This is a genomic window from Symmachiella macrocystis, assembly GCF_007860075.1.
Classification (GTDB): Bacteria; Planctomycetota; Planctomycetia; order Planctomycetales; family Planctomycetaceae; genus Symmachiella; species Symmachiella macrocystis.
In genome coordinates this window covers 4,347,850-4,372,064 of sequence record NZ_SJPP01000001.1, presented here as the reverse complement: position 1 = coordinate 4,372,064, position 24,215 = coordinate 4,347,850, and the positions used below count along the sequence as shown (strand labels likewise).

Annotated in this window: 14 protein-coding genes, 1 pseudogene and 1 riboswitch; of the genes and pseudogenes, 7 read left to right on the top strand and 8 right to left on the bottom strand. The window is 54.9% G+C overall.

What is annotated here, in order from left to right; all coding sequences use genetic code 11:
* Positions 1-125 precede the first annotated feature (125 nt).
* Positions 126-1,379 (top strand): annotated as a pseudogene (locus CA54_RS29865) (recombinase family protein); the annotation flags it as partial.
* 543 nt (positions 1,380-1,922) lie between these two features.
* On the opposite strand, the gene CA54_RS29860 reads toward CA54_RS29865, so the two are convergent.
* Positions 1,923-3,041, bottom strand: coding sequence for a mandelate racemase/muconate lactonizing enzyme family protein (locus CA54_RS29860; protein ID WP_146372013.1), 1,119 nt, complete (start codon positions 3,039-3,041; stop codon positions 1,923-1,925).
* Between the two features lie 412 nt (positions 3,042-3,453).
* Here CA54_RS29860 and ftsH point away from each other — a divergent pair, with 412 nt between their 5' ends.
* From ftsH to CA54_RS17040, 3 genes are all read left to right on the top strand, one after another.
* Complete coding sequence (gene ftsH / locus CA54_RS17050) at positions 3,454-5,472, top strand: ATP-dependent zinc metalloprotease FtsH (RefSeq protein ID WP_146372012.1); 2,019 nt, start codon at positions 3,454-3,456, stop codon at positions 5,470-5,472.
* An 82-nt stretch (positions 5,473-5,554) separates the two neighbouring features.
* Positions 5,555-6,904 (top strand): aspartate aminotransferase family protein, encoded by a 1,350-nt coding sequence (locus tag CA54_RS17045; RefSeq protein ID WP_146372011.1) that lies wholly within the window; start codon positions 5,555-5,557, stop codon positions 6,902-6,904.
* Positions 6,905-7,377: 473 nt separating this feature from the next.
* A riboswitch (cyclic di-GMP riboswitch) is annotated at positions 7,378-7,455 on the top strand.
* A gap of 211 nt (positions 7,456-7,666) precedes the next feature.
* On the top strand, positions 7,667-11,428 hold the full coding sequence (locus CA54_RS17040) for an Ig-like domain-containing protein (RefSeq protein WP_146372010.1): 3,762 nt from the start codon (positions 7,667-7,669) through the stop codon (positions 11,426-11,428).
* A 128-nt stretch (positions 11,429-11,556) separates the two neighbouring features.
* Here CA54_RS17040 and CA54_RS17035 read toward each other — a convergent pair whose 3' ends face one another.
* The 3 genes from CA54_RS17035 to CA54_RS17025 form a co-directional block, all read right to left on the bottom strand.
* A complete protein-coding gene (locus CA54_RS17035; protein ID WP_146372009.1) occupies positions 11,557-12,351 on the bottom strand; it encodes a PEP-CTERM sorting domain-containing protein in 795 nt (264 codons plus the stop codon).
* 314 nt (positions 12,352-12,665) lie between these two features.
* Positions 12,666-13,445: a PEP-CTERM sorting domain-containing protein gene (locus CA54_RS17030; protein ID WP_146372008.1), complete on the bottom strand. Its 780-nt coding sequence runs from the start codon at positions 13,443-13,445 to the stop codon at positions 12,666-12,668.
* Between the two features lie 324 nt (positions 13,446-13,769).
* Positions 13,770-14,525, bottom strand: a complete 756-nt coding sequence (locus CA54_RS17025) for an XDD4 family exosortase-dependent surface protein (protein ID WP_146372007.1) — start codon at positions 14,523-14,525, stop codon at positions 13,770-13,772.
* Positions 14,526-14,932: 407 nt separating this feature from the next.
* On the opposite strand from CA54_RS17025, the gene CA54_RS17020 reads away from it, so the two are divergent.
* Together CA54_RS17020 and CA54_RS17015 are read left to right on the top strand one after the other, a co-directional pair.
* Positions 14,933-15,640: a metal-dependent hydrolase gene (locus CA54_RS17020; protein ID WP_146372006.1), complete on the top strand. Its 708-nt coding sequence runs from the start codon at positions 14,933-14,935 to the stop codon at positions 15,638-15,640.
* Positions 15,641-15,823: 183 nt separating this feature from the next.
* The gene (locus CA54_RS17015) at positions 15,824-16,918 is read left to right on the top strand and encodes a hypothetical protein (RefSeq protein ID WP_146372005.1); all 1,095 of its coding nucleotides are present in this window, start codon (positions 15,824-15,826) and stop codon (positions 16,916-16,918) included.
* Positions 16,919-16,965: 47 nt separating this feature from the next.
* Here CA54_RS17015 and CA54_RS17010 read toward each other — a convergent pair whose 3' ends face one another.
* From CA54_RS17010 to CA54_RS16995, 4 genes are all read right to left on the bottom strand, one after another.
* Complete coding sequence (locus CA54_RS17010; protein ID WP_146372004.1) at positions 16,966-17,607, bottom strand: RNA polymerase sigma factor; 642 nt, start codon at positions 17,605-17,607, stop codon at positions 16,966-16,968.
* Between the two features lie 216 nt (positions 17,608-17,823).
* Entirely contained in the window at positions 17,824-19,206 is a 1,383-nt protein-coding gene (locus CA54_RS17005) for a DUF1552 domain-containing protein (protein ID WP_146372003.1), read from the bottom strand.
* Positions 19,203-21,554 (bottom strand): DUF1592 domain-containing protein, encoded by a 2,352-nt coding sequence (locus CA54_RS17000; RefSeq protein ID WP_146372002.1) that lies wholly within the window; start codon positions 21,552-21,554, stop codon positions 19,203-19,205. Before CA54_RS17000 ends, CA54_RS17005 begins: the two co-directional genes overlap by 4 nt.
* Positions 21,555-21,786: 232 nt before the next feature.
* Entirely contained in the window at positions 21,787-22,749 is a 963-nt protein-coding gene (locus tag CA54_RS16995; RefSeq protein WP_197532517.1) for an MBL fold metallo-hydrolase, read from the bottom strand.
* Positions 22,750-23,048: 299 nt separating this feature from the next.
* Between CA54_RS16995 and CA54_RS16990 the strand changes: the two genes are divergently transcribed.
* On the top strand, positions 23,049-24,194 hold the full coding sequence (locus CA54_RS16990) for an ACP S-malonyltransferase (RefSeq protein WP_146372000.1): 1,146 nt from the start codon (positions 23,049-23,051) through the stop codon (positions 24,192-24,194).
* Positions 24,195-24,215 lie beyond the last annotated feature (21 nt).

Here is a 24,215-nt window from a genome sequence, read left to right as displayed (position 1 = left end):
GCCGCACTGGTGGCCCGCTGGCGCGTTTCTCGTGACGGTTCGACCCAAATAACGAACCGCCGGGGTGCGCGAACACCGCCGACGGTTCTCGCCACAACCACCCTTTGCTTGAGAAAGGGACCATCATGGCTAAACGCCATTCTACTCTCATCGTGGCCGTTGGCTATGCCCGCCGCAGCACGGATCTACAGGACCGCTCGATCCCCGACCAAATGGCCTACATTGAAAAGTGGGCCAAGGAACATGGTTACCGCATTCTGCGATGGTATGTCGATGATGCCATTTCCGGCACCAGCACCCGCGGGCGCGACGATTTCGGCCGCATGCTCGACACGGCCGAGGGCCAACGCGATTTTGACACCGTGCTGTGCTACGACATCTCTCGGTTTTCGCGCGGCGGGACCAACGAAACCGGCTATTATCTGCATCGCTTAAAATTGGCGGGCGTCAATGCGCTGTTTCCCGCCGACGGAATTCCCGACGGCGATGACGGGGAACTGATCCAGGGGGTAAAGTCCTGGCAGGCCCGTCAGTATTCGATAAAACTGGCCCGCGATTCGATTCGGGGACAAATCAGCAGTATCCGTGAACGCCGTAGCGCTCCCGGCGGACCACCGCCGTACGGTTACGACAAACAGCACGTTGCATCGGACGGCACAATCTTGCGGACATTGCGTTGGTTGCCTGACGGCAGCAAACAGGAGTTTGGGCCTGACGGTAAGTTGCTGCGGATCATGCAGCCCGGCGTGAACATTAAGAAGGCGAAAAGCGACATTATCCGCTTCGTGCCCAGCCTGTCTGAGCGGGTTGAGGTCGTTCAGCGTATGTTTGACTGGTGTGTAACCGGTTATGGCTACTACTTCATCGCCTCCACTTTGAATGACGAAGGGATTCCTTCACCCGGCGGAATGCCGTGGAAGACGACCCGCATCGCGAAGATTCTCAAGAATCCGGTCTATCGGGGCGCCATCGCCTGGAACCGCCACACCTCGGGAAGCCTCTTCTGTTTGGAAGGCGACGGCACACTGCGGCCCAAGCAGAAGATGGCCAGGCGGATGAACAAGGAAGAGGATTGGATCCTATCTGAAGGGGTGCATGAGCCCCTGGTTTCACCGGATCGGTTCCAGCTGGCTCAAAAGGCCATCGCCAAGCGTCACCGAGCCGGTGGTCGAGCCAGTACGAAAAGACGGGCACTGCTCTCCAGCCTGATGATCTGCACGAACTGCGGCCATAACTTCGTGCACCGTCGGGACCGGCGGTATCGCGGTCGAGACGGCGACGGGTATCGCAGCTATTCCGATGCGGGCTACCATCGCCGTGGTAAGGCGGTCTGTAAACATACAAATATACCGGCCGACGCCTTGGATGACTTCGTCGTTAAAACGATCAAAAGACTGCTGCTGGCCGACCATGGCAAAACGAAGCAGGCGGTCGACGCGTTTGTGAAGGCCGCGATGAAACCGAAAAAGAGGACCCCACGACCCAAACCGGCTAAACGCGAGCTCGATCTCATTAATCGCAAAATCAAAACGGTACTCAACATGTTGGCCGATCCCGTGTTCGACGGTTTGGATGAAATCCAACAGACGTTGGCTGACTTGAAAGCGAAACGTGATAAACTACAGGCCCGGATGAAACCGGATCAGCCACCGGAGCCCAGGCCGGCCGAAAAGGAGCTCCGCGAATGGGCGGAACGACAATTCCGAGACATCGATCGGCTCACTGCCGAACGCACTAGCGAATTGGCCGACCGGCAATTGGTGGAATCGTATGTCGACCGAATTGAAATCAACCCGCACGACAAAACGGGCGTAGTCGTTTTGCGGGCCGACCTGAAACACGTACACGCGTTGGGGTCCACACACGTACCCAACGGAGAGGGGCCGGGGGTGAGGGTTTTCGCACAACACATCGCGATCCAATCACACCGACTCATCAACCAAATGCGCCGCCACAAACTCCTCGTTCAGCGTGATCCCCAATCCCGGCCGGTCGGAGACTTCGATGCTGCCATTGGTCGCTTGAATTCGTTCGTGCGTCAGCTCATGCCGCATGGGGACATCCTCGACGCAATCTTCGAACAAAAAGGCATCGCGGCAGGTGCAGAGCCATTGGACACTGGCGGCAACTGTGATCGGACTGGTGTAGGAATGGTTACAAGGACGTGCGCCGATCTCCTCCACGCGGGCCTTGATGTAGGCGGCATCCGTAAATCCATTGCGGGACAAATCGACTTGATAGACGTCCAATGCCCGGCGATCCAACAGCGGGCGAAACGCTTCGCGTCCACACTCCCCTTCTCCGGATGCGATTGCCACTGGGGAGCGATCGCGCAGCCAGACATAGCCGTCGATATTGTCCTCCCGCAACGGTTCTTCCAGCCACTCGATGTCGAACTCCGCAAATGCGGTCGCTCGCCGTAAAGCGGTCCGCGTATCCCACACGCACCCGGCGTCGATCAACAGCGTGTTCTCGCCGATCCCCTCTCGCGCGCCGCGGACCAGTTCGATGTCCAGCGCTTCGCTTTGACCCATCGGCTCCCAACCGAATTTGACCGCTGTATACCCAGCGGCGATCCACCGTTGGCCAATCTCCGCCGTTTCCTGACCGTCGCGGCCAAACAGAATCGACGCATACGCGCGAATCGAGTCGTGCTGCTTGCCCCCCAAAAGCCGGTGAATCGGCTCGCCAAAATGCTTGCCTTTCAGGTCCCACAGCGCCATATCAAGCGCCGCCATGGCCGATATCGTGACCGAAGTCCGTCCAAAATACATCGTAGCCCGGTACATCTTTTGCCACAGCCGCTCGGTTTCCAGCGGATTCTCACCCAACAAGACTTCGCGCAAGCCGCAGGCGATGTTGTGGCTGAATGGGGCGTCGATAATGGCTTTGACGACCTCCGGCGAGGAATCGGCCTCCCCAATGCCTTCCAATCCCGAATCCGTGCGAATTCGCACTAGGACAACGTCTTGGCAACTGGCGGTCTTGGATTCGACCGAAGCGGACCGCAAAACTTGACAGATGACATTGGTGATTTTCATGGAGGATTCCGATAGGGAGTGGAGAGCCGGCAGTTTTTTCCTGGGCGAAGACTACAATCAACGTGCCAAGGTGGCCAGCATGCCGATTTTGCATAAATCGCCGAGTTTGTCGATGATTGGCATCACGAATCTCAATTCGTGGCTTGAAAGGCCGCAGCGAGCGGTCGCAGCTTGAGTTGACCTGTGATTCGTCACGACATAAAGTTCAGGAACGTTCCCCCCAACCATGGCGCCAAGAATGCCAACAATGAGTCCGGCAATCCTCGCCCAACGACCAGGAACCGCAGGAAACGATCGGCGATGACTTTAGGGGACGCATGACGATGGCTATTTTTCACCGTAGCCGATCTGCATCGCCGCAAAAATTATTAAAGACGATACGGCAAATACTAACAGCCAAAATCGAGATCTCATGACTGATAAACCGACGAAATCGCCGGATAAACGCGGACCAAGCCGCCCCGAACGCCCTCAATCCAGCAATTTGCATTGGTACATTTTGGGTTTCATCGTCGTGATTCTGCTGATGGTTACGATCGTCGAGCGGAATAACAGTAGCCAGGAAATGGACTACAGTGCATTTCTTACCGCGATCAACAAAGGCGAGGATCAAAAAGATCGCCTGGATGCCACAAACATCCACAATCTGACGATCGGCAAAGAATTCATCCGCTTTCAAGATCGTCCTGATCCCAAAGACGGAAAACCTCCGATTCCGAAAAAGTTTTACATCCCCATCAACGCACAGTCGGACATGGCCAGCGACCGTTTAGAAAAGTTGCTGGAATCCAAGGGGATTCCCTTCGCGTATGAGCCTCCGCCGTCGGAATGGCGGGGGATGTTTATGGTCTTCCTCCCCTTGATTATCCTGTTTCTGTTGCTGATGTTCTTCTTCCGCCGCATGGGAGGCGCCGGAACGGCGATGTCGTTCGGTCGCAGCCGCGGACGGTTCTACGCACAGGAAGATCTTGAAGTCACGTTTGAAGATGCCGCCGGGATTGATGAAGCTGCGGATGAACTCCGCGAAGTGGTCGAGTTTTTACGAAACCCCGCCAAATACCAAGCCTTGGGCGGACGGATCCCCCGCGGCGTTTTGCTGGTCGGTCCTCCGGGAACGGGAAAGACCTTGCTGGCCAAAGCCGTAGCGGGCGAAGCGGGTGTGCCGTTCTTTAGTTTGTCCGGCTCGGATTTCGTCGAGATGTTTGTCGGCGTGGGTGCTTCACGGGTGCGGGACATGTTCGCACAAGCGGTCGCCAAGTCGCCATCGATTATTTTCATCGACGAACTCGATGCCTTGGGTAAAGTCCGCGGCAGCGGTGCGCCCGGTGGGCACGATGAACGCGAACAGACACTCAACGCGCTGTTGGTCGAGATGGACGGTTTTCACTCCGACCAAAGCGTGATTGTAATGGCCGCGACCAACATGCCCGAAACGCTGGATCCCGCGTTAATGCGGCCCGGCCGCTTTGACCGCCACGTGCTGGTCGATCGTCCCGACTTTAAGGGCCGCGAAGCGATTCTCAAAGTGCATATCGTGAAAATCAAAGTGGGTGATGACGTCGACTTAGAACGGGTCGCCCGCATGACGCCGGGGTTTGTCGGCGCGGACTTGGCCAATCTTGTCAACGAGGCCGCGTTATTGGCCGCTCGCAAAAACAAAACTTCCGTAGGGATGGCCGAGTTCGAAGAGGGCATTGAACGGGTGATCGCCGGACTGGAAAAACAGACGCGGATCATCACCCCGGAAGAAAAACAGCGTGTCGCCTACCACGAATGCGGTCACGCACTCGTCGCCTGCTGCCTGCCGCATACCGATCCGGTTCACAAGATTTCCATCATCCCCCGTGGCATGTCGGCACTGGGATACACGCTGCAGCATCCGGATGAAGAACGGCATTTGGTCACGCAGTCCGAATTATTCAACCGGATCTGTGTGTTCCTTGGCGGAATCGCCACCGAAGAAACGATCTTCCAAGAAACGTCGACCGGTGCTCAAAACGATCTGGAACGTGCCACTGACTTAGCTCGACGGATGGTTACCGAATTCGGTATGAGTCCCAAATTGGGGCGTGTGAATTATCACGTGAGCAACCGCTCCCCGTTTCTGGCTTCGGGATTTGGAGCCTCGACCGAGCGTGCCCACAGTGAGGAGACGATTCGCGAAATTGATTTGGAGATCAAACGCATCGTCGATGAGGCAAATCGGACGGCGCATGACATCATCAAAGAACGCCGCGAAGTCTTGGAACACATGACTCGTGAGCTGCTCGAAAATGAAATCATGAACACCGATCAATTGCAGGCCATTCTGGATGAACACAAAATCGGCCCGCAAATCAAACCGGGAACCCACGCCCGCAACCCCGTCCCCAAGGTGACCGAGTCGGAACAGGACAACGACCTACCGTCTCAACCAGCCGAAGGGGGTTGAAGGCGGGGGCGGACATCACATCCAGAAGCACTTGCCCTGCCTGCTTGTCGCTCAAACACGGGTATAAAATTAAGGAATCTCGATGTCCGCCATCGACAAAACGGTTTGCCGTGTCCCTCGTTCCATGGAGCTTTACGCCCGCGCCGAAGAATTGATCCCCGGTGCCACACAGTTGGTTAGCCGACGGCCATCACGAGCCGCCATGGGCGTTTCACCCGCCTATGCGACTCGCGCCAAAGGGGCTAGGTTTTGGGATGTCGACGGACATGAGTACATCGATTGGGTCAGCGGGATCGGCGCCATCATCCTCGGCTATTGTGATCCGGTCGTCGATGCGGCCGTCTGCAAACAAATCGAATCCGGTCTGAACTACTCGATTAACCATGAGCTGGAAATCGAACTGGCCGAAGAATTAGTCGCCACGATTCCCTGTGCCGAGATGGTCCGTTATGCCAAAGGCGGAGGCGATGCGTGCGCCATAGCTGTTCGCATTGCGCGGGGAGCAACCGGGCGGGAAAAGATTGTGTTTTGTGGATATCACGGCTGGCACGATTGGTATCTGGCGGCAAATCTTTCGGCCGATGCCACATTGGATGCGCATCTGTTCCCCGGCATCGAGCCGATTGGCGTCCCGCAATCATTGGCCGGAACCGCCATCCCCTTTGAATATGGCAATGCCGAGTCGTTGCAATCGCTCCTGGAGAAACACGCGGGGGAGGTTGCTGCGGTCATCATGGAACCACTTCGCAGCGAGGAACCACTGGCCGGTTATTTGCAACAGGTCCGTTCGCTCACTGAGCAGCACGGTACAGTGTTGATCTTCGATGAAGTCTCTACCGGCTTTCGTTTAAGCGTCGGCGGTGTGCAACCCTATCTGGGCATCGAACCCGACATGGCCGTTTTTGCCAAATCGATATCCAACGGCTACCCGATGGGAGCCGTCGTTGGCAGCCGCGCTGTAATGGAACCGGCAGCGCAAATGTTCATTTCCAGCACCTATTGGAGCGACCTGATCGGAATTCGTGCTGCTCTGACTACCTTGCGAGAGATCCGCCGCCGGGGCGTCCCTGAGTACCTCCAGGATCTCGGCCGCTCGATTATCTCGCGGATGAACGAGGTCGCTGACGAGACCGGTTTGTCGGTCCGTTGCGGCGGAATTTCGGTCCATCCCTACCTGCAGTTCGAAGTCGATGATCCCACCATTTCTCGACAACTCTCCACGCTCTATGTGCAGGAAATGGCCAAACGGGGCTGCTACGGTTTCCCTTCTTTTTATCTCAATGCCGCCCAAGGGGATCCGGAACTCGACCAAACTACGGCGGCCGCCCGCGAAACGTTTTCGCTCCTCAAGCAGGGGCTGGATGCGGGCCAACTCGATGGACTCCTCGAAGCCGATCTGACGCAGGATGTCTTTCGCCGCATCGTCCGCTGACGGCCCGTCAATCATGAAAATCCCGCCCAGCGGTGACTGATGGTCATCACGACCGCCGTGTCATCGATGCTTTGCTGCGGTCGATGGTATCGATTGCCACGCCTACGGGAGTCATGTCCGCAATTTGCAACATGGCTTGTCATGTTGCCCTCACGCATCATCACTGTTCGAGAAACACTGCACCACGTTGCCAATGCACATCGTTGTCTTGCATGCCGTGTTGCGTCGCAACAGCGCTGCTTGGGGTACTTTGCACGCAAGACAAGTCTTATGGCAAAAGTAGCCGGCGCCGGCAGCTTCTCTTTGACACGCTGCGATTTGTGACACAAGTTTTCAATGGCGGTTAGCTTTCTCGAATGCCATTTGACGCAGAGTTGGTCGAACATAAAACGTCGACCTTCTGGCGGTGGCTACGAGAATTGCTGACCGTTGAAACCACAGATTTGCCGCGGGCTGCTGCACTCCTCCAGGGCCTTCGACAAAGGCAAACTCGTCGCGAGACGGGGACGCAAAGCCATGGGTCTCGTTCGAGAGATTGCCAGGCTACCGAAGAGGTCAATTCATTTCTGAATAGCGTTTTACGTTTCTGGGATTGCAGCCATGCTGTTTCGAGATCGTTCGAAGTCGAACACAAACCTTGCCACCGAAGCCTCTTCACTTCTCGCGCGGCTTGTGGGTCACTCCATTCCCAAAACTTCGCGCCGCCTCCCCACGCTTAACAAGCTTCAACTGGGGTTTCAAACTTTAGAACCCCGTCTCGTCATGTCCAGCAGCCTCGATTTGAATGGCGGCATGCACACCGATGATGACGAAACAAACCATTCCCACGGATGCGGCTGTGGTTGTTGCGTCGGTGGCCATCTGCATGGACTCGACCCCATCGAAACGACCACAACCCCCGACGAATCAGGGGATGGTGAACAATATCCCTTGGCCAGTTTGCCGTTGCTCTCCAGCAACCCCACGGCGTCGGTGAAATTGTACTTGGATTTTGACGGGCATTTTGAATCCCAGTGGGGCGCTTACAGCAACATCACTTCGCCGGCATTCAGCATCGATGGCGATTACAGCAGTTTTAGCACGGCTGAAATCGATGCGATTACCGAAATCTGGCAGAGAGTCTCTGAAGACTTCGCACCGTTTAACATTGATGTGACGACCATCGAACCTGGCAGCTTCGCAAACGGAGAAGCGATGCGTGTCGTAATCGGTGGTAACAGCAGTTGGTATGGCGGCACCGTTGGCGGATTGGGTTACATCAACTCCTTTACCGATTCGGTCGTGAATACCGTATATGTCTTTCCGGACCACCTTGCCAAAAACGCCCGGTACATCGGCGAAGCAGCCTCCCACGAAGCCGGGCATGGTTTTGGTCTCAGGCATCAAAGCAGGTACGTCGACGGCTCCAAAACCCATGAATACAATCCCGGCGGCAACGGCTGGGCGCCGATCATGGGATCGTCGTACTACCAAACGCGCAGCACGTGGAGCGACGGCACGACATATTCCTCGAACGCTTATCAAGACGACATGGAAGTCATCGCCCGCGCCGCCAACGGGTTTGGCTACCGCACGGACGACCATGGCGGGTTGGGCTCCGCAACGACGCTTTCCTTCACCGGCAACAATGCGTCGGCGTCGGGTATCCTCGAGAAAATGAGCGATCAAGACGCCTTCTCGTTCACGGCGGCCGCGGGGCAGTTGACACTACAATTGAACGTCGCCGAAGTTGGGGCCAACCTCGACAGTGTTCTCGAATTGCGAACGCAAGCGGGAGACTTGATTGCGACCGCCGACCCGTCCAATAACTTTGGCGCGACCATTTCGACGACTGTCGATGGTGGGAATTACGTGCTGGTCGTGCGTAGCACCGGGGAATACGGCTCGGTAGGACAATACACGATATCCGCCTCGCGCGCTGAGGTGGCTACAGAGATTGCCATTTCCGGTGAGTCCTCTGTCGCCGAAGATCAGACCTATACTCTGCAACTCGATGAAGTTGTCGAAGGCGGGTCCCCGATTCAAAGTTGGACGATCAATTGGGGCGACGGAACAATTCAAGTCGTCGCTGGGAATCCTAACTCCGTCACGCACACTTATGCCGATGGTACGGGTGAATTCACGATTCAAGCGACTGCGACCGACGGAGATGAGACCTTTGCGGCCGACAACCATGTAGTCAACGTGTTCGATCCCGTCCCGGATCTAGCGACATCCGGAGCGACGTATGTCGTCGAGGGAAACTCCTTCCAACTGGGGCTCTCGGCCGCGGGTGATGGAGCAGCATCCATCACACACTGGACCATCAATTGGGGCGACGGCACGGTCCAGGTTGTTTCCGGAAACCCGAACAGCGTCTCCCACGTTTACACCGACGGCACAACAGTCGTGACAATTCAAGCTGCTGCGACGAATTCCTTCGGAACCTATACCGCCGCTTCTAAAAATGTCACCGTACAAAACGCAGCGGCCACGCTGGAGATTTCAGGAAGCGGCACAACGCAAGGCGGCAGCACGTACACACTCGGACTGTTGTCGACAGATTCCGGGAACGACACAATTTCGCATTGGACGATCAACTGGGGGGACGGCACGATCGAGCAGATCAACGGCGACCCCTCGACGGCCACTCACTCCTATGCCAACAGCGACGGACAATTTACAATTTCAGCCACGGCGACGGACGAGGACGGGACCTATGCAGCCAATAACTTGATCGTGCAGGTCGTCGAAGAGACCAACCCCCCATTGAATTTCAATAGTTTCAGCGTCAATAGTTATAGCCAAGGGCAAGACAAAGCAGGAAACGCAGCAGTCTACGACGGCGGCTCAACACTGCAGTTGACAGGTAACGTTTGGAAACGCATTAACTACGACTATACGATCACCGTCGACACGGTACTGGAATTGGAATTCAGCAGTCTCAGAGCGGCGGAACTGTCAGCAATTGGTTTTGACACAGACCTGCACCACGACCAACACCGCGCATTTCAACTCGCCGGGACCGACTCATGGGGATTGCAGGATTTTCGCGTTCCCAACACCAACGACTCCGAATTGGTGCGGATTGTTATTCCCATCGGCCAGTTTTATACCGGAGAGGTTCGATACCTCTTCTTCATCAATGACGAGGACGTTTCGAATCCGAATTCGGTCAGTACGTTTGCTAACGTGCAGGTCTATGAGTCGATGACGGCTCACGATGACGTGTTTGCGGCCGATGAAGCGGATGGTTCGGTCACTCTCGACGTCCTCGCCAACGACAGCAAAACTACGGGAGTCTCAGACCCCTTAGAAATTATCGCTGTCAGCCAAGGCTCGGCGGGCGGGACCATCTTCATTGCCAATGGCGGGACAAATCTCGTCTATACCCCGGCCACAGGATTTTACGGCACGGAGACGTTCACCTACACAATGACCGACGGAATACCCAATAATGAGTCTACGGGTAAGGTCACGGTAGCGGTTGAGGCAGCCACTTCGCTCAGTGGCGAGAGTGAAGCTTCGGTCGGCGAAAATTACGTGTTACGACTCGACACCCGCGACGGATTGGCCGTGTCCAATTGGACGGTCGATTGGGGTGACGGTACGGTTCAGAATGTCGCCGGCAATCCCACTTACCTGACGCACATCTACCAGAACAGCGGCCGGCAACATACGATCACAGCAACGGCGGCGAACGGCGGCTCACAATATGGCTCGGTGTCACACGGCGTTGATGTCGATGTCGTGGAGGTCAACTTCGACCAACGTCCGATTCGTTCGTACGCTGGGAATCAAGACGCCAATGGCGATGCATCGGTGGAAAAAGACGGAAACGCAGTCCGTCTGGACGGGAACGTCTGGAAACGTATCAGCATGCCGATGACGATTACCAGCGAAACGGTGTTGGAATTCGACCTGCGGATCCTGCGTGAAGGAGAAATTCACGGCATCGGATTTGACAATGATTGGTACCATAGCTCTTCACGCACGTTCCAACTACGCGGTAGCGATACCTGGGGACGACAAGATTTTCGCACTTCCTCGAATACCAATGGCACAGTGCACTACGTCATTCCCATCGGGGAATTCTACCAGGGATACGTGAAGTATCTGTTCTTCGTCAATGATGAAGATGTTTACAGGCCCCGCTCAGAAGTCGTTTTTTCCAACATCCGCGTTTACGAACATGGCCCTGCCCCGCAGGAACCTGTCGAGAGCGCTGCGCCGGTAGCGAGCCCCGAATTGGTCGCCGCTGATCCTCACGTTTCCTCGTCAAATGGACTCACTGCAATCCTCGCAGAAGTCGACAAGCAATTGCTACTGGCAGAGAACCATGCGTATCCGACCGCTGCGGAATCCACACAACCCGTCCCAGTCTCCACTCCAACACATCCGATGAATCAGCAGTCATTTTCGACGTTCGAATCATGGCCCGTTACACAGAGATCTCACGGCGACTCTTTCCTCTCAAATTCCATCGCAGATGAGTTGGCGGCGAACGAGCTGTTTTTCGCTCTCTACGACGGTATGCTGGACTGAGGGGAGTACTGGAAGAAACCGGTCGCGGGTGAGACGCGTAGGCATAGCACCGCTCAATTCATCAAAGACGAAAAAAGGCCACCCGGTCGAATGCACGGGCGGCCTTTTTCATTTTTTTGTCGTGTGAGCTACGCAACCTTGCGAGTCTTCCGGCGACGCCAGCTGTAGCCAACAAGCCCCATGGCTCCGATTCCCAGCAAGACAAAGCTGGAAGGTTCGGGAACCACCCCGGGCGCTCCGGACGGCTTTTCGGTGCCGTAGATCGTGACCCAATCCCAGCCCCGACCATCTGAGGGTTTGGTATAGTTGTCGTATTGCTGCAGACGAAACGTCACGGTTGACAGCGAGCCGTTGCCACCAGCAAGGTTTAAAGCTTGGGCGATCGCGGCGTCTACGGAATTGAGCTGAACGTTGTACCAATTAGAGTTACTTTCCCCGGCACTCGGCGTCCAAATCGGCACAAAGTTCTCACCATCAACACTCACGGCCACGCCGTCCGCATTAGAGTGATCGACAAACGGGTTCAGTTGCCCGGCATCTTGGTCGCCACTCCCACCCACTCGAGATTCGTCTGTTGCAAATCCGTGAACTTCGTCATCATAGGATCGGTGGTTAAACGTCACACGAATACCTTCCCAATCTTCCAAGTTTAAGACGAGATTCGCTTCATTGAGGTTGTAGCTGCCACTGGTATTCACATCCATCAACAACCCGCCACCATAGAGTGTGACTCGGCCGTTATTTGTACTGGATTCGGTTGTGAACGGGGCGATCGAGTTTCCGCTCGTCGGACCGGTGTACAACTCCCCCATTCCGTGTCCGATAAAGTTATCCATGAATAACATGGACTCCGCTTGAGCAACGGATGAACTGGCGACTAATGCCAAAGCCCCGACTGCCAGTACTCTTGTGAACGCGTTCATTCGTGTTTCTCCCCCGGCCCGTCTACTTTTCGTTTACAAATGGTGTCAATAAAAAACTGCTTGGTGTTGCTAGATGAGCGGCCCATCCGTCCATTGGTGGTATATCTCGCACATCCTGTAGAACTGCCCCGTTCCAGATAATCAGCATAAACGTAATGCTTAGCTATGACCAGAAAAAAAGGGCAATTTTTTCATAAAGTTGGAAAATTAGGGCAAACCCGGGTGTGTGGAGAACCTCGAATGCGCACGAAAAACCGCCTCGGCAAATTACCGGGCGGCTTAGAAATTCGTGATTTATCCAACCGATTCTTGGATCAGTTGATTCGAGTCTTCAATTTCTGGTTACGACGGCGAACAAAAGCCCCGAGACCAATTGCCCCGAGACCAAACAGAACAAAACTGCTGGGCTCGGGAACCACACCAGGACCGGGATCAGGGCCGTCATTGGGAGTGCCAAAAAGCTTCAAACTACCGCCATTTCCAACGACCTGGTACCGCAAAAAAGGCGAGCTGTTTAAATCCAAGACGGGCAAGGGCGGGACATCGAATTGAATTCTCAGTATGGCTTCTGAGAAATAGTGCGGAGAACCACCGAAACCACTCGTCGCATCTGGATTATAAATTCCGCCCTTGGATGTTGAGCCGGGGGACGTGCTGGGGTAATAGTCGAAATTCAGGTTTCCAGTCCCTGCATCAAGATCTAACGCCCATGGGTTGGTCGATGGGGCACCCGAGGATCCGCCGATGACTGTCGAGGTGCCATTCAAAACTCCATTGGAATTTTTTTCAAACGCTGTCAGCGTCCACGAAAAAACTCCCGGCTCGGGGTCCAATAAGTTGAAGCCAAACCCTGTGATGGCTGACGCATTCACGCCGGTTCCATTGATAAGCGTCGTTGGGGATGTGTTTTGAATTTTCACGACAACTGTGTCATTGGCGACTGTAGTCGTGCCAATTCCAATGTCCATGACTCCCGTCGCCATCCCCCCGTTGTCTGACCCAGAAAACAAAAACGAGTTGGCAGATACTGAAGAAGGTGATGAGAGCAAGCAGATCACGCCGCAAACGCCCAATAACCTTGTGAAAAAACTCATCGATAAATACTCCTCTGCCCGTTTAATTATCTCAATCAAATGGTGCCAATGAAAATTTTACGGAAACAGCAGCGTTGTGGCCCATGCCTCAACTGAAGGTAAATCTTGCAAATCTTGTAAGATTGGGTTGTTCCGCACAATTAGAATAATCCTATCGCTGAGCAATGACCAGAATAAAATTGCAGAAATCTCGTGAAAATAGGAAGTTAGGGCAAACCCTGATGAGACGAGACCTTTCGAGAAGCCCAAAAAATAACGCCCAGCAGATTGCATGGGCGTTATAGGCGTTCATGTTTGTATTCAACGGCTCTTATATCAGCTGTTCTAGGGCTTCAGCTGTCTTCTCCGGCGGCACACAAAGGCCCCGAGGCCTACAGCACCAATGCCGAATAAGACGAAACTGCTGGGTTCAGGGACGGCTGGCAAGTTTTCCGGCGGAATCCCGGGTAAAAAACTCGGTTCCAGCAAGTTCGTGCCGTATTGAAAGCGGACATTGCCAATACGATCGAGGGAAAAGGCGGGCGGAAGCGATGAGAGCGTGAATACTGCGGAATTCTTGATCAATCCGCCAGTATTTCGAATCCCACCATTACCGGTGGAGGGGTTGTCACCTGCTGAGACAATGCCGTATTGCAATCCACCGGGGCTGACTGGCCCAGATAGATTCGGGCCGCCAATGATGTTCGGGGGGCCAAAGACTCCCAGTCCCGTGCTACTGATGCCATACGCTTGGTTGTCCGGTAATGCTCCGCTACCGATGCCTTGACGATAGGCCCACTCTCCGCCGACATCGCTGGTAGCCGAGTCGTAAATGATGCTGCTGCCAGCGCCCACACGTGCGGAATCCGCCGAGAGCGAAGGATTTCCCAGAATATCGAAGTACAAGGCAGTCAGGACATCCACAGGCACAAGCGTGTCGAATGACGAGGTGTTGGTTAATGTCACTTGGAGGTTGCCGCCCACGACGTCGAAATCCGCCTGCGCAGCCCGAGTTCCTTGCGAAAACATGAACGATTCCGCTTGGGCGCTCGAGCCCATCAATCCAAGTGCAACGACTGCAATCAGGAATCTACTCAACACCGACTTCTCCTTTTGTGATCACCGCAATTGCTGAATCAAGTTGTGACTTCGCTACCGGAGGAATTGCAAAAACGGACGACCTACTTTCAAATTCGCATTCCACGCAACTGTGGTCAATCAAAAAGAATTCGACTCTCGTGCTTCTTCGAAATGTGTTGCTGCGAAGGACAGGTTTTGCGGGTCCTATCAAAAACAATGATCCGCGCGATCTTACGTCCCATAGCGGTCGCATGAATTATCAAGCCTCGATCCCTCTCCCCCCAAGCGAGACGATGTGATAGCGTTGACCACGGCAGACATTCCTAAATTCTGGCACTCGGATGCTCCCAAGTCCTGGGGTATCTCAAAACCCATCCATCGCCCACGCACCTCCACCTAGCCGTCCATTGAATCAAGGATGACACACAATGGCCAATTTTCGCGGACACGTCACGACCAGCGGTGTTTTGGGTGTTGGTTACGGAGTGGGCGCTACAATGCTCGGTGGATTCACGCCCATGCAAGGCGCCTTGGCCGGTTGCCTGACCGCTGTCGGCGGCATGTTGCCCGACTTGGACTTGGAAAATAGCACGCCTTCCCGCGAGCTGTTCGCCTTGACCGCCGCCGTCGCCCCCTTGGTCTTGATGCCACGGTTGGTGCTCTGGGGAGGCGGATACGAAGGGGCGATGTTTCTAGCGGTCGTGATCTACCTCGTCGTCCGCTATCTGGGCGCAACCATCGTCGGCAAACTAACAGTCCACCGCGGCATGTTCCACAGTATTCCCGCGTTGTTCATCGTCGCAGAACTCGTCTTTTTGGGATACCGCAGCGACCAAGCTAGCACGCGATTCTTGATGGCCGGAGCCGTGGCCGTCGGGTTTTTGTCACACTTAATTCTCGATGAGATCTTTAGCGTTCAATTTACGGGAATTCGCTTCAAACTCGCCAAATCAGCCGGCAGCGCACTCAAATTCATGGGCTCAAACGTCTTGGCAAACTTGTTCTCCTACGCGATGTTGTGCGCATTGACCTATGGCGTGTTGATCGAAGGGGGCTGGATGAGGTCTCCCGTGGTAGACGAGGGACGCGGACTGTTTCAACAAGTCCAGCGAGCCGCCGAATCGTTGAGACGTTGAACAGCCAAACCGCCGGTGTAGCAATTCCAATTGACCCATCACCGATGGCCGGGTATCCTCCCGCTCCTCTCACCCCCCAATCACAGGCCATCTCAATTCGCGGTCAGTCTGCCGCTCTCATTTCGGCGACCGGGAATGTGCGCAACTGCGGAATATCCGCCGTTCGGAAGGGAATCCGTCACCGTGACCGATCACACATCAATCCAACGAAAATTTTCACTGCGACTCGACGATCCGCGCATCTGGGCCATGCTCTTCAGTGCCATCATCGCCATGTCCCACATCGCGTTTGCCAGCGAACCGGCGCCGAAATCACCGACGCCCCATGTGGTGGAATCGGGACTGTTGCTGTTGGACAACGGCAAAATCATCAAAGGGCGCATCTCGCATGGCGGCGGTGAATATCGCGTCCAGAAATCTCGCGGCGAAATGTTTGTGCCCGATAATATGGTCCGGCATGTTTGCACGGATCTGCATGATGCCTACAACAAAAAGCGGGCGGATTTTGATAAGCCGACGGCCTCGGATCATGTCGTCTTGGCACGGTGGTGTATTGGTTTCAACCTGCTGAAAGAAGCGCAACGAGAACTCAACGATGCCGTGGCCCTGGAACCGGGACGTATCCAATCACGGCGGATGCTCCGACGGCTTGACGCCATGTTAGGAGAATCGCCGGACGCATTAGAAAACGGCAAAACGACCAGTCGCCAAAAGTTCGCGGGACTGGACTACGAAGCCGAATCCTTGGGAGGATTATCCCGTGACAACGCACAAAACTTCACGGCGAGAATTCAACCGATTTTAATGAACACCTGTGCCAACGCGCATTGCCATGCCGAGTCGTCATCGGACAACGATTTCAGTTTGCTCCGCATTAAAGTCGGGCAATATTCGTCGCGCGTCGGCACACAACGCAACTTGGCCGCCGTGCTCAAACAGGTCGACTTTAAAAATCCCCAAAGTAGCCCCCTATTGACGAAACTGGACGACAATCATCACGGCTCCCGACTCCTGTTCCGAGGTCGCAGCGGACACCTGCAGCAGCAGGAAATCCGCAAATGGGTGGCGAGCGTTGCCGCCGGCAAAGGGGGCCGCGCGTTGGCCAAACAGGATTTGCAGCAACAAATCAAAAAGACCTTAACGGGGGAATCGCTTGCATCTCCCCGTGCGGAAGTCGCCACGCGTATGGAACGTGAAAAGGCAAAGATTCGCAAACAAATCAGCGATACGACCGACGCGTTTGATCCCGCCCAATTCAATCAAACGACTCGTCGTTAAAAGCCTTCGGCTTAGTTGCATAGGCGAAGTAACGCCGAGCGGACCTGCTACGACAAACCCAGACTCTCGAAGTTCAGGTCGCGTAGCAACGATGCTTCGGCCGCTTGCTTGAGTTTGCTCACCACAAAATGTTTGTGATTGGCGACCGCTTGCTCGGAAATTCTCAGCCGTTGTGCCGCTTCTTTATTCTGCAAACCGAGCACGAATAACAGCTCCATACACATCATTCGTTCGTATTCGCCTTTTTCCTTCCAAGAGGCGATCATCGATTCCAGCGTTTCTCTCAGGAACGCCTCTTCGACCGAACGCCGTTCGCCACTGCGAGCGATGCTGGATGCCATGCGGACATTGGCTCGCGGCTCGGCAGCCGGCACGCTGGTCTCAGTAGCAGCCATGAGCGGGATGGTCGGACGTCGCCCTTCGCGACGTAGCGTGTCGGTCAGCTTATGTGCGGCAATCGCGAACAGATAGCTTTCCAGCGGCGTCTTGTCGTTGTAGTTGGGCAGGCTGACCACGAACCCCAAGAACGCCTCCTGCACGACATCTTCACTCACGGCCCGTTTGCCGAGACGGCTCATCACAAATGCCAACAACCGTCCTTCGTAACGAGCGATCAACTCTTCCCACGCCTGGGAGTCTCCCTGGCGAATGCGTTGAACAAGCAATCGATCCGTTTCGTCAACCGGCATGGGGCCTAGAAGTCCGCAAGAGATGTCACGTAAAGGGGGAAGTCGCGATGAGGACCAGTTTCAATACCCAGTTGCACCCGTTTTAGAAACTGACACCATCGTGTCCGCAGCAGGCGCCTCGAGGAATTGAAACAATGTATCGTCGCTCAGTTTTCATCCCCATAATAACGGACCGGCAGACCTTGTTGAATAAACGGGGTTGCCCCGCTTGCAAAATCAGCCTTCCAGTCCCTTCAAACGTCCGGAGCTGTCTCCCAAGGATTCCACTTCGACTCCTTGGCGATCCAGCAATGATAAAAACAAATTATTCATGGGCGTATCGTCTTCGTAAACAATGTGCCGTCCGGTTTGAATCGTACCGCCCGCCTTGCCGGCCAAGACCACAGGCAAGTCGTTGTGATTGTGACGATTTCCATCGCCGATGGCCGATCCGTAAACGATCGCACAGTTGTCCAACAAAGTTCCTTCACCCTCTTCGATCGATTTCAACCGCTTAAGGAAATATGCAAACTGCTGCATATGGAACAAGTTAATCTTTTTGATCTTTTCCAGTGTCTCAGGTTTGTTCTGGTGATGCGACAGGCTGTGATGCCCTTCCGGCACATCAATGAAGGGAAAACTGCGGTTGCTACCCGCGTTGCCCACCATGAATGTCGAAATCCGTGTCAAATCTCCCTGAAGCGCTAAGACCAGCATGTCACACATCAGGCGATAGTGTTCCCCTAAATCCTTGGGAATCCCCGCCGGAGCGGTCACGCCGGCAACGGTAATGGTCTCTCGCGTCTCGCTTTTAGCGATCCGTTGTTCGATTTCGCGGACGCCGGAGAGGTATTCGCTCAACTTCCGTTTATCTTTGCGTCCTAATTTTTTTCTCAGAGATTTTGCGTCATCCGAGACAAAGTCGAGGATGCTTTTGCGCTCCCGGTTGCGACGCGCGACGCTGCCGGCGACCTCTTGGGTCGATCCGACCGAAAACAGCCGTTCAAAGACCAATCGTGGATCAATCTCCTTGGCCATCGGCGTCGATTCACTGCGCCATGAGACGTTGGATGAATACGCGCAGCTATAGCCTGAGTCGCAATTTCCTGCCTGGCGTCCTCGTTCCAGTCCTAATTCCAGCGAGGCAAACTTCGTATGCTTGCCAACGTGCTGGGCGGCGAACTGGTCGACGGAAATGCCGGCTTTGATGTCGGCGCCATCTGTCTTGCGTGGTTGGCAACCGGTTAGGAACGCAGCCCCGGACCGTGCGTGGTCGCCGGCACCGTCGCCATTGGCTTTTGCCTTGTCGTGCGCCAAACCGGTGAGGATGTTGATGTCGCCTCGCACTTCCTCCAAAGGAGCTAAGATTTCCGGCAATTCAAAGTCGGTCCCGTCCGTCTTCGGCTTCCAATGCTCCATGTGCACGCCGTTGGGAACATAGAAGTAGGCCGTCCGCATTGGCGCCGCAGCGGTGGTGGCAGATGCAGTCGTGGCGGCGGCTGTTTCTGCTTCTGCAGCGCGGCTAACGGCCGGCAACATGGCATCGAACATAGGCAAAGCGATCGCCGTTCCCATGCCACGTAAAAACGTACGACGCGGGATATGCCAGTTCTTGCTCATTTTTTATCTCCTGGAGAGTTCCGTCGATTGCGAAACGGATCGCTTTTTGCGATTTCAAAAAACATGGTCGTGAATTTGTAGTCGTCTTTGTCCAGGGCATCACAGATTGAGTCTACTGCACACTTGTCGTAGTACTCAAGGCCCCGCCCCAGCGCGTAGGTCAACATCTTCTCAGTTAAACATCGGCTAAATTCGCCTCGGCTCGCCTTAAGAATTGTCAGCAGTTCTGTGGGACCATTAAACGTCTGTCCATCAGGTAACGTGCCAGAGGCGTCGACGTCAAAGCCGGAGTCTTTGGTCCGCCAGCGGCCGATCGCGTCGAAATTCTCAAAACCAAAACCAAGAGGGTCCATTTTCTCATGGCAGGAAATGCAGGCGGGATTGGAACGATGAATCTCAAATCGTTGCCGCAACGTACCCGATGCAACCGCGTCGGCGTCCTCTGACAGCAGGGGAACGTCCGGCGGCGGTGGGAGGGGCGGACTGGCTAAAATATTGTCCAAAATCCATTTCCCCCGCTTCACGGGCGAGGTCCGCGTGGGATCCGAGGTAATCGTCAAAATACTGGCCTGCGTCAATACGCCGGCCCGTTGGGTTCCTTCTAAAGAGACGCGACGAAACTCCGGACCGCTGACTCCTTCAAGTCCATAATGCTTGGCCAATCGCTCGTTGACGTAAGTGAACTTGCCGTCGAGAAAATCTAAGATGCTCAGGTTTTCACGAATCGCAGCCGCGAAAAACATTTCGGTCTCGCGCCGCATCGCCATCCGCAATTCATCGTCGAATTCGCTGAAGACATCTTTGTTCGGTGCCGCCTCCGTCAAACTGCGCAGTTGCAGCCATTGCCCGGCAAAGTTTTCCACCAGTGCTGACGATTTGGGATCAGCCAGCATCCGGCGAATTTGTGCTTCCAATACGAGCGGCTTGCTCAACTCTCCTTTACCGGCCAGTTCGAACAATTCGTCATCCGGCATGCTGCTCCACAGCCAATAGGACAACCGCGATGCCAACTCATAATCGTTCAGAGCACGGTCCTGCTCACCCTTTTCGGAGGCTTCATTCAATTCGATGCGGAACAAAAACTGTGGTGAAATCAGGATGGCTTTGAAGACCACCTGCAATGCCTGTTCGGAGGTGCCGCCGTCCTCGATAATCTTGTATCCCAGCCGCATGAAATTTTGGATCTCATCTTCAGTGGCCGGGCGGCGAAACGCGCGGGTGATGAATTTTTCAAGAATCGCATGTGCGCACTTAAGTGGGTCTTCCCCTTCCGAGAGGTCGCAAAACACGAGCCGCTTGTGTGTCTCCGGTAATTCCTGGGGTGTTATTTCAATCGGTCCTTGGATGGCCACGTTGCAAATATACAGGTTGCGATCGCCGCGCAGTTTGGGGTCTTCATGTTTTGGTTGGTAGTAGTCGTTTATGAAGGCGACTCCCACGCGATGTTTGCCGGCGGTGATCGGTATGCGGATTTCGTAGTAACCCGGCGACTCCGAGACAGCAGTCACATTCACCGTCTCGACCGCTTTGCCGTCGATCCGGAATTCCATTTTCGCCGGATCCGGTCCCGCCTGCTTGCCGTACGCCTCACAAATCACCAAGTAGTCGCCGTCGGCTGAAAATTCATGCTCCGTAAAAACTTCACCCATCGACGCCAATGAGCGGAATTTGCCAAAAACGTTGCCGCCACGATCTTGCTGCATCTCTGCGCCCTCAAAGCTCTTACGCGGAGCCTTGTAGGGATCTTCGGCCCAAAGAGCGGTTTCCACAATTTTTTCCGCAGCGGAGAGATATTTCTCCATCAGCAGCGGCGACATCGATAGCACGTCACCGATGTTGTCGAATCCATAACCGACGTCGTCCGAGGGAAAATCGTCCGCGGGTTGAAAATCGCCACCCATCAAATCGCGGATCGTGTTGTTGTACTCCACGCGATTGAGCCGGCGGATAGTCACGCGGCCAGGGTTGCCAACTTTTGTGCAATCAAAACTTTTCAACTCCAGGTCGATCCATTTCGTGATCGCCTTTCGTTGTTCCTCACTGGGCTGCGCTTCGTCCTCAGGAGGCATTTCCTTGGTGTTTAAGGCGTGAAGAATCTTCTGCCAAGTCGCGCGCTCGGTCGTGACCGATTCGATCGATTGATACTGCTCGAGATCCAATCCGCCGATTTGGTCGTCGGGATTGTGACAAGCGCCGCAGTAGTCATTGAAAAAGGGCTGAACGTCTTTTGGGAAATCGATCTGCGCCTCCGAGGCATCCTCGGCGTGGAGAGTGCCTTCGCAGTTGGCGACACAAAATATGACGCAAACGATCACGATTCCGAACTGGAAAACAGGACGCAAGCTCATGGATGCTCCGGCTGGAACGCGGTGCTCAATGGCGAGGTAGAAACGTCGGCTAACGTTTGGTCCAACGCAACTTATTTGCACCGGCACAACTTAGGTGGGACTTCACAAAGTTAAGGAGGGACGTTCTAGGAGGGTTAGTAGATATGTTAGCAGGGTAACGACCGCCTTTCAAGACAGGTCACGTGATTTACAACGCAAGCCTTTTCCAGCAAACAGGTTGCAACACTGGCAACTAGGCCGAATAATAGCGCCCCGCTTCGTGCACCACCTGGTTCTTATCGAGCAGCAATTCCAGGTGTGTGTGCACCTCGCCGGTTCCCAGCACCAAATGAAAGTCGTGCATCGTGCCGAACATTTTGATGGCGATTTCGTACACGCTGAGCCCTACTCCGCCGGTGAGTAAATCTACGATCTGCGACTCGCGCTGTGCATGATGCGCAACCGTTTTTTGCACATGCGCTGTCAAATCCGTGACCGGATCGTGGTGGCCGGGTAAGACCGTCAACCCCGGACGATCGAATCCGGCAATTCGCTCCAAAGACTTCAGATACATCCCCAACAGCCCGTTGTACTCAATATCAGCGCCGCCGATATTGGGCGTGTATCCCGGCAGCACGTGGTCGCCGGTGAACAGATAGTTCTCCAGCTGCAAACAGATGCTGCCCACGGTATGCCCCGGAGTATGGATGACCTCCATCTCTGTTTCGCCACATTTGAGACGCTGTCCGTCGCTCAACGACTGTGCTGCGGTGGAACCGCACAATTTGTCGAGTCGATACGGCATACTGGAGACGTGTTCGATATCCGCAGTCGGCACGCCCCAACCGGTCAGCCGCTCCTGGATGATGCCAACATACTCGTCTAGCCGCTCGCTCACATGCGTGACGTCGCGCAGATCGTCCTCGTGGATAAAGACTTCGCAGCCGGTCAAATCTTGCAGTCGCCGCGACAAGCCAAAATGATCTTGGTGTTTGTGCGTCAATATGAGCCGCTCTAACGACTCGATGCGGTGGCCGGCGGCTTGAAAACCTGCGGAAAGCGACTTGAATGCCGCTTCGGTCCCAATCCCCGTATCTATCAATGTCAGCGGCTCGGTGTCCAACAAGTAGACGTTGGTGTCGCCTTCAAAAAAAGGATTCGGGATCTGAATCCTATGAACGGAAACAGTTTGCGACGGATCAGTGGGGATATTCACGACGTTTTGACGTCTTTCACAGTACGCCGACCTGTGGCCGGGGCGGACCTCGTTGACTGAATCCCTGGAGACACCTATGCCAAGCTGCCCCAAAGCGATATAAAACTGCGTTTCATCAAAACAAGCAACATCGCCGAAGAAATGAACCGGCACCGTCGGTTTGTGACCACTTGCACAGTTGAATCAGTGGTCAGATGTACAATGGGCCAGCCACGTCTCGGTTTTAGAACACAGGCAATACAGTAGCCCACCTTGAGACGGTTTTCATCCCAGAACTCACTTGAATCGCGAGATTTTCGATGGACGACCCCTTTGAAGGCGGAATTCAATCCGCTGCACTTGCGTTCCGGGGATACAACGTCACCAACATGGGCCGCAGTCGCGAACTGCTGATGCACCCCGCCTATGGAGAGATCGTTCGAGAGGAACTGAAACGGTCTTCAGAAATCTGCGCCGCTGCGATTGGCCGACCGGTCGACCTTGTCAGTGACGTCGAGACCAATCGGGAAACCTCCCTCACCACGTTTCCCGATGACACCGCGTTGATCGTGGGCATGGAATTGGCCCAATTGCGTTTGCTCAAGGAATTCTACGGCACCGATATTCAGAACGTCCAACTCACGATGGGCTATAGCGTCGGCGAATTGGCCTCGCTGGTCGTCGGGGGCGTCTATGAGCTCGATCAACTATTGTCTGTGCCACTCAGCCTGTGCGACGACTGCGCACTGTTGGCACACGACGTAACCATGGGTGTTGTCTTCACGCGCGGCATCGCCCTGGATTTTGCAAAACTCAAACATCTGTGCATGGTCATCAGCTGCGAAGGGAAAGGACTAATCGGCCCCTCCGCACAATTGGCTCCCAATGCCGCCTTAGTGCTTGGGCAAGCCAAGACCATCTCCAGGTTCAATCAACTCAAGAAAGAATTCTTTGAGGGACGGGTTGTCGTTCACAAGAACCCACATCAATGGCCGCCGCTGCACACCCCCTTGGTTTGGGAAAAAAGTGTCGCAAATCGCGCCGGCATGAAGGTCTATCACATTCAAGGGGGCCATGTCGCTCCCCACCCCAAAATCCTTTCCTGCGTCACCGGCGGCGCGGACTATACGGAGTCCAACAGCCGCGACATCCTCGTCCGCTGGACCGATCACCCGCAGATGTTGTGGGACGTGATCTACACCACTTTGGCCTCGGGCGTGAAAACCATCCTCCATGTCGGACCCGAACCGAATATCATTCCCAATACATTTGAACGTTTAAGCACCAACGTCACGCAGCAAATGGGAAGTAATTACATCAAAGCGATCAGCAGTGGAGTCGTGTCGGGCCTGAATCGCTTCGCTTGGTTGAGAAACATTCTCCCCGCGAAGTCGGCCCTCTTGCGCGCACCACACATCCGGCATGTGATTCTGGAAGACTGGCTACTGGAACATACCCCGGAGTAGGTGCCGGGGTAGGCAGCCCAA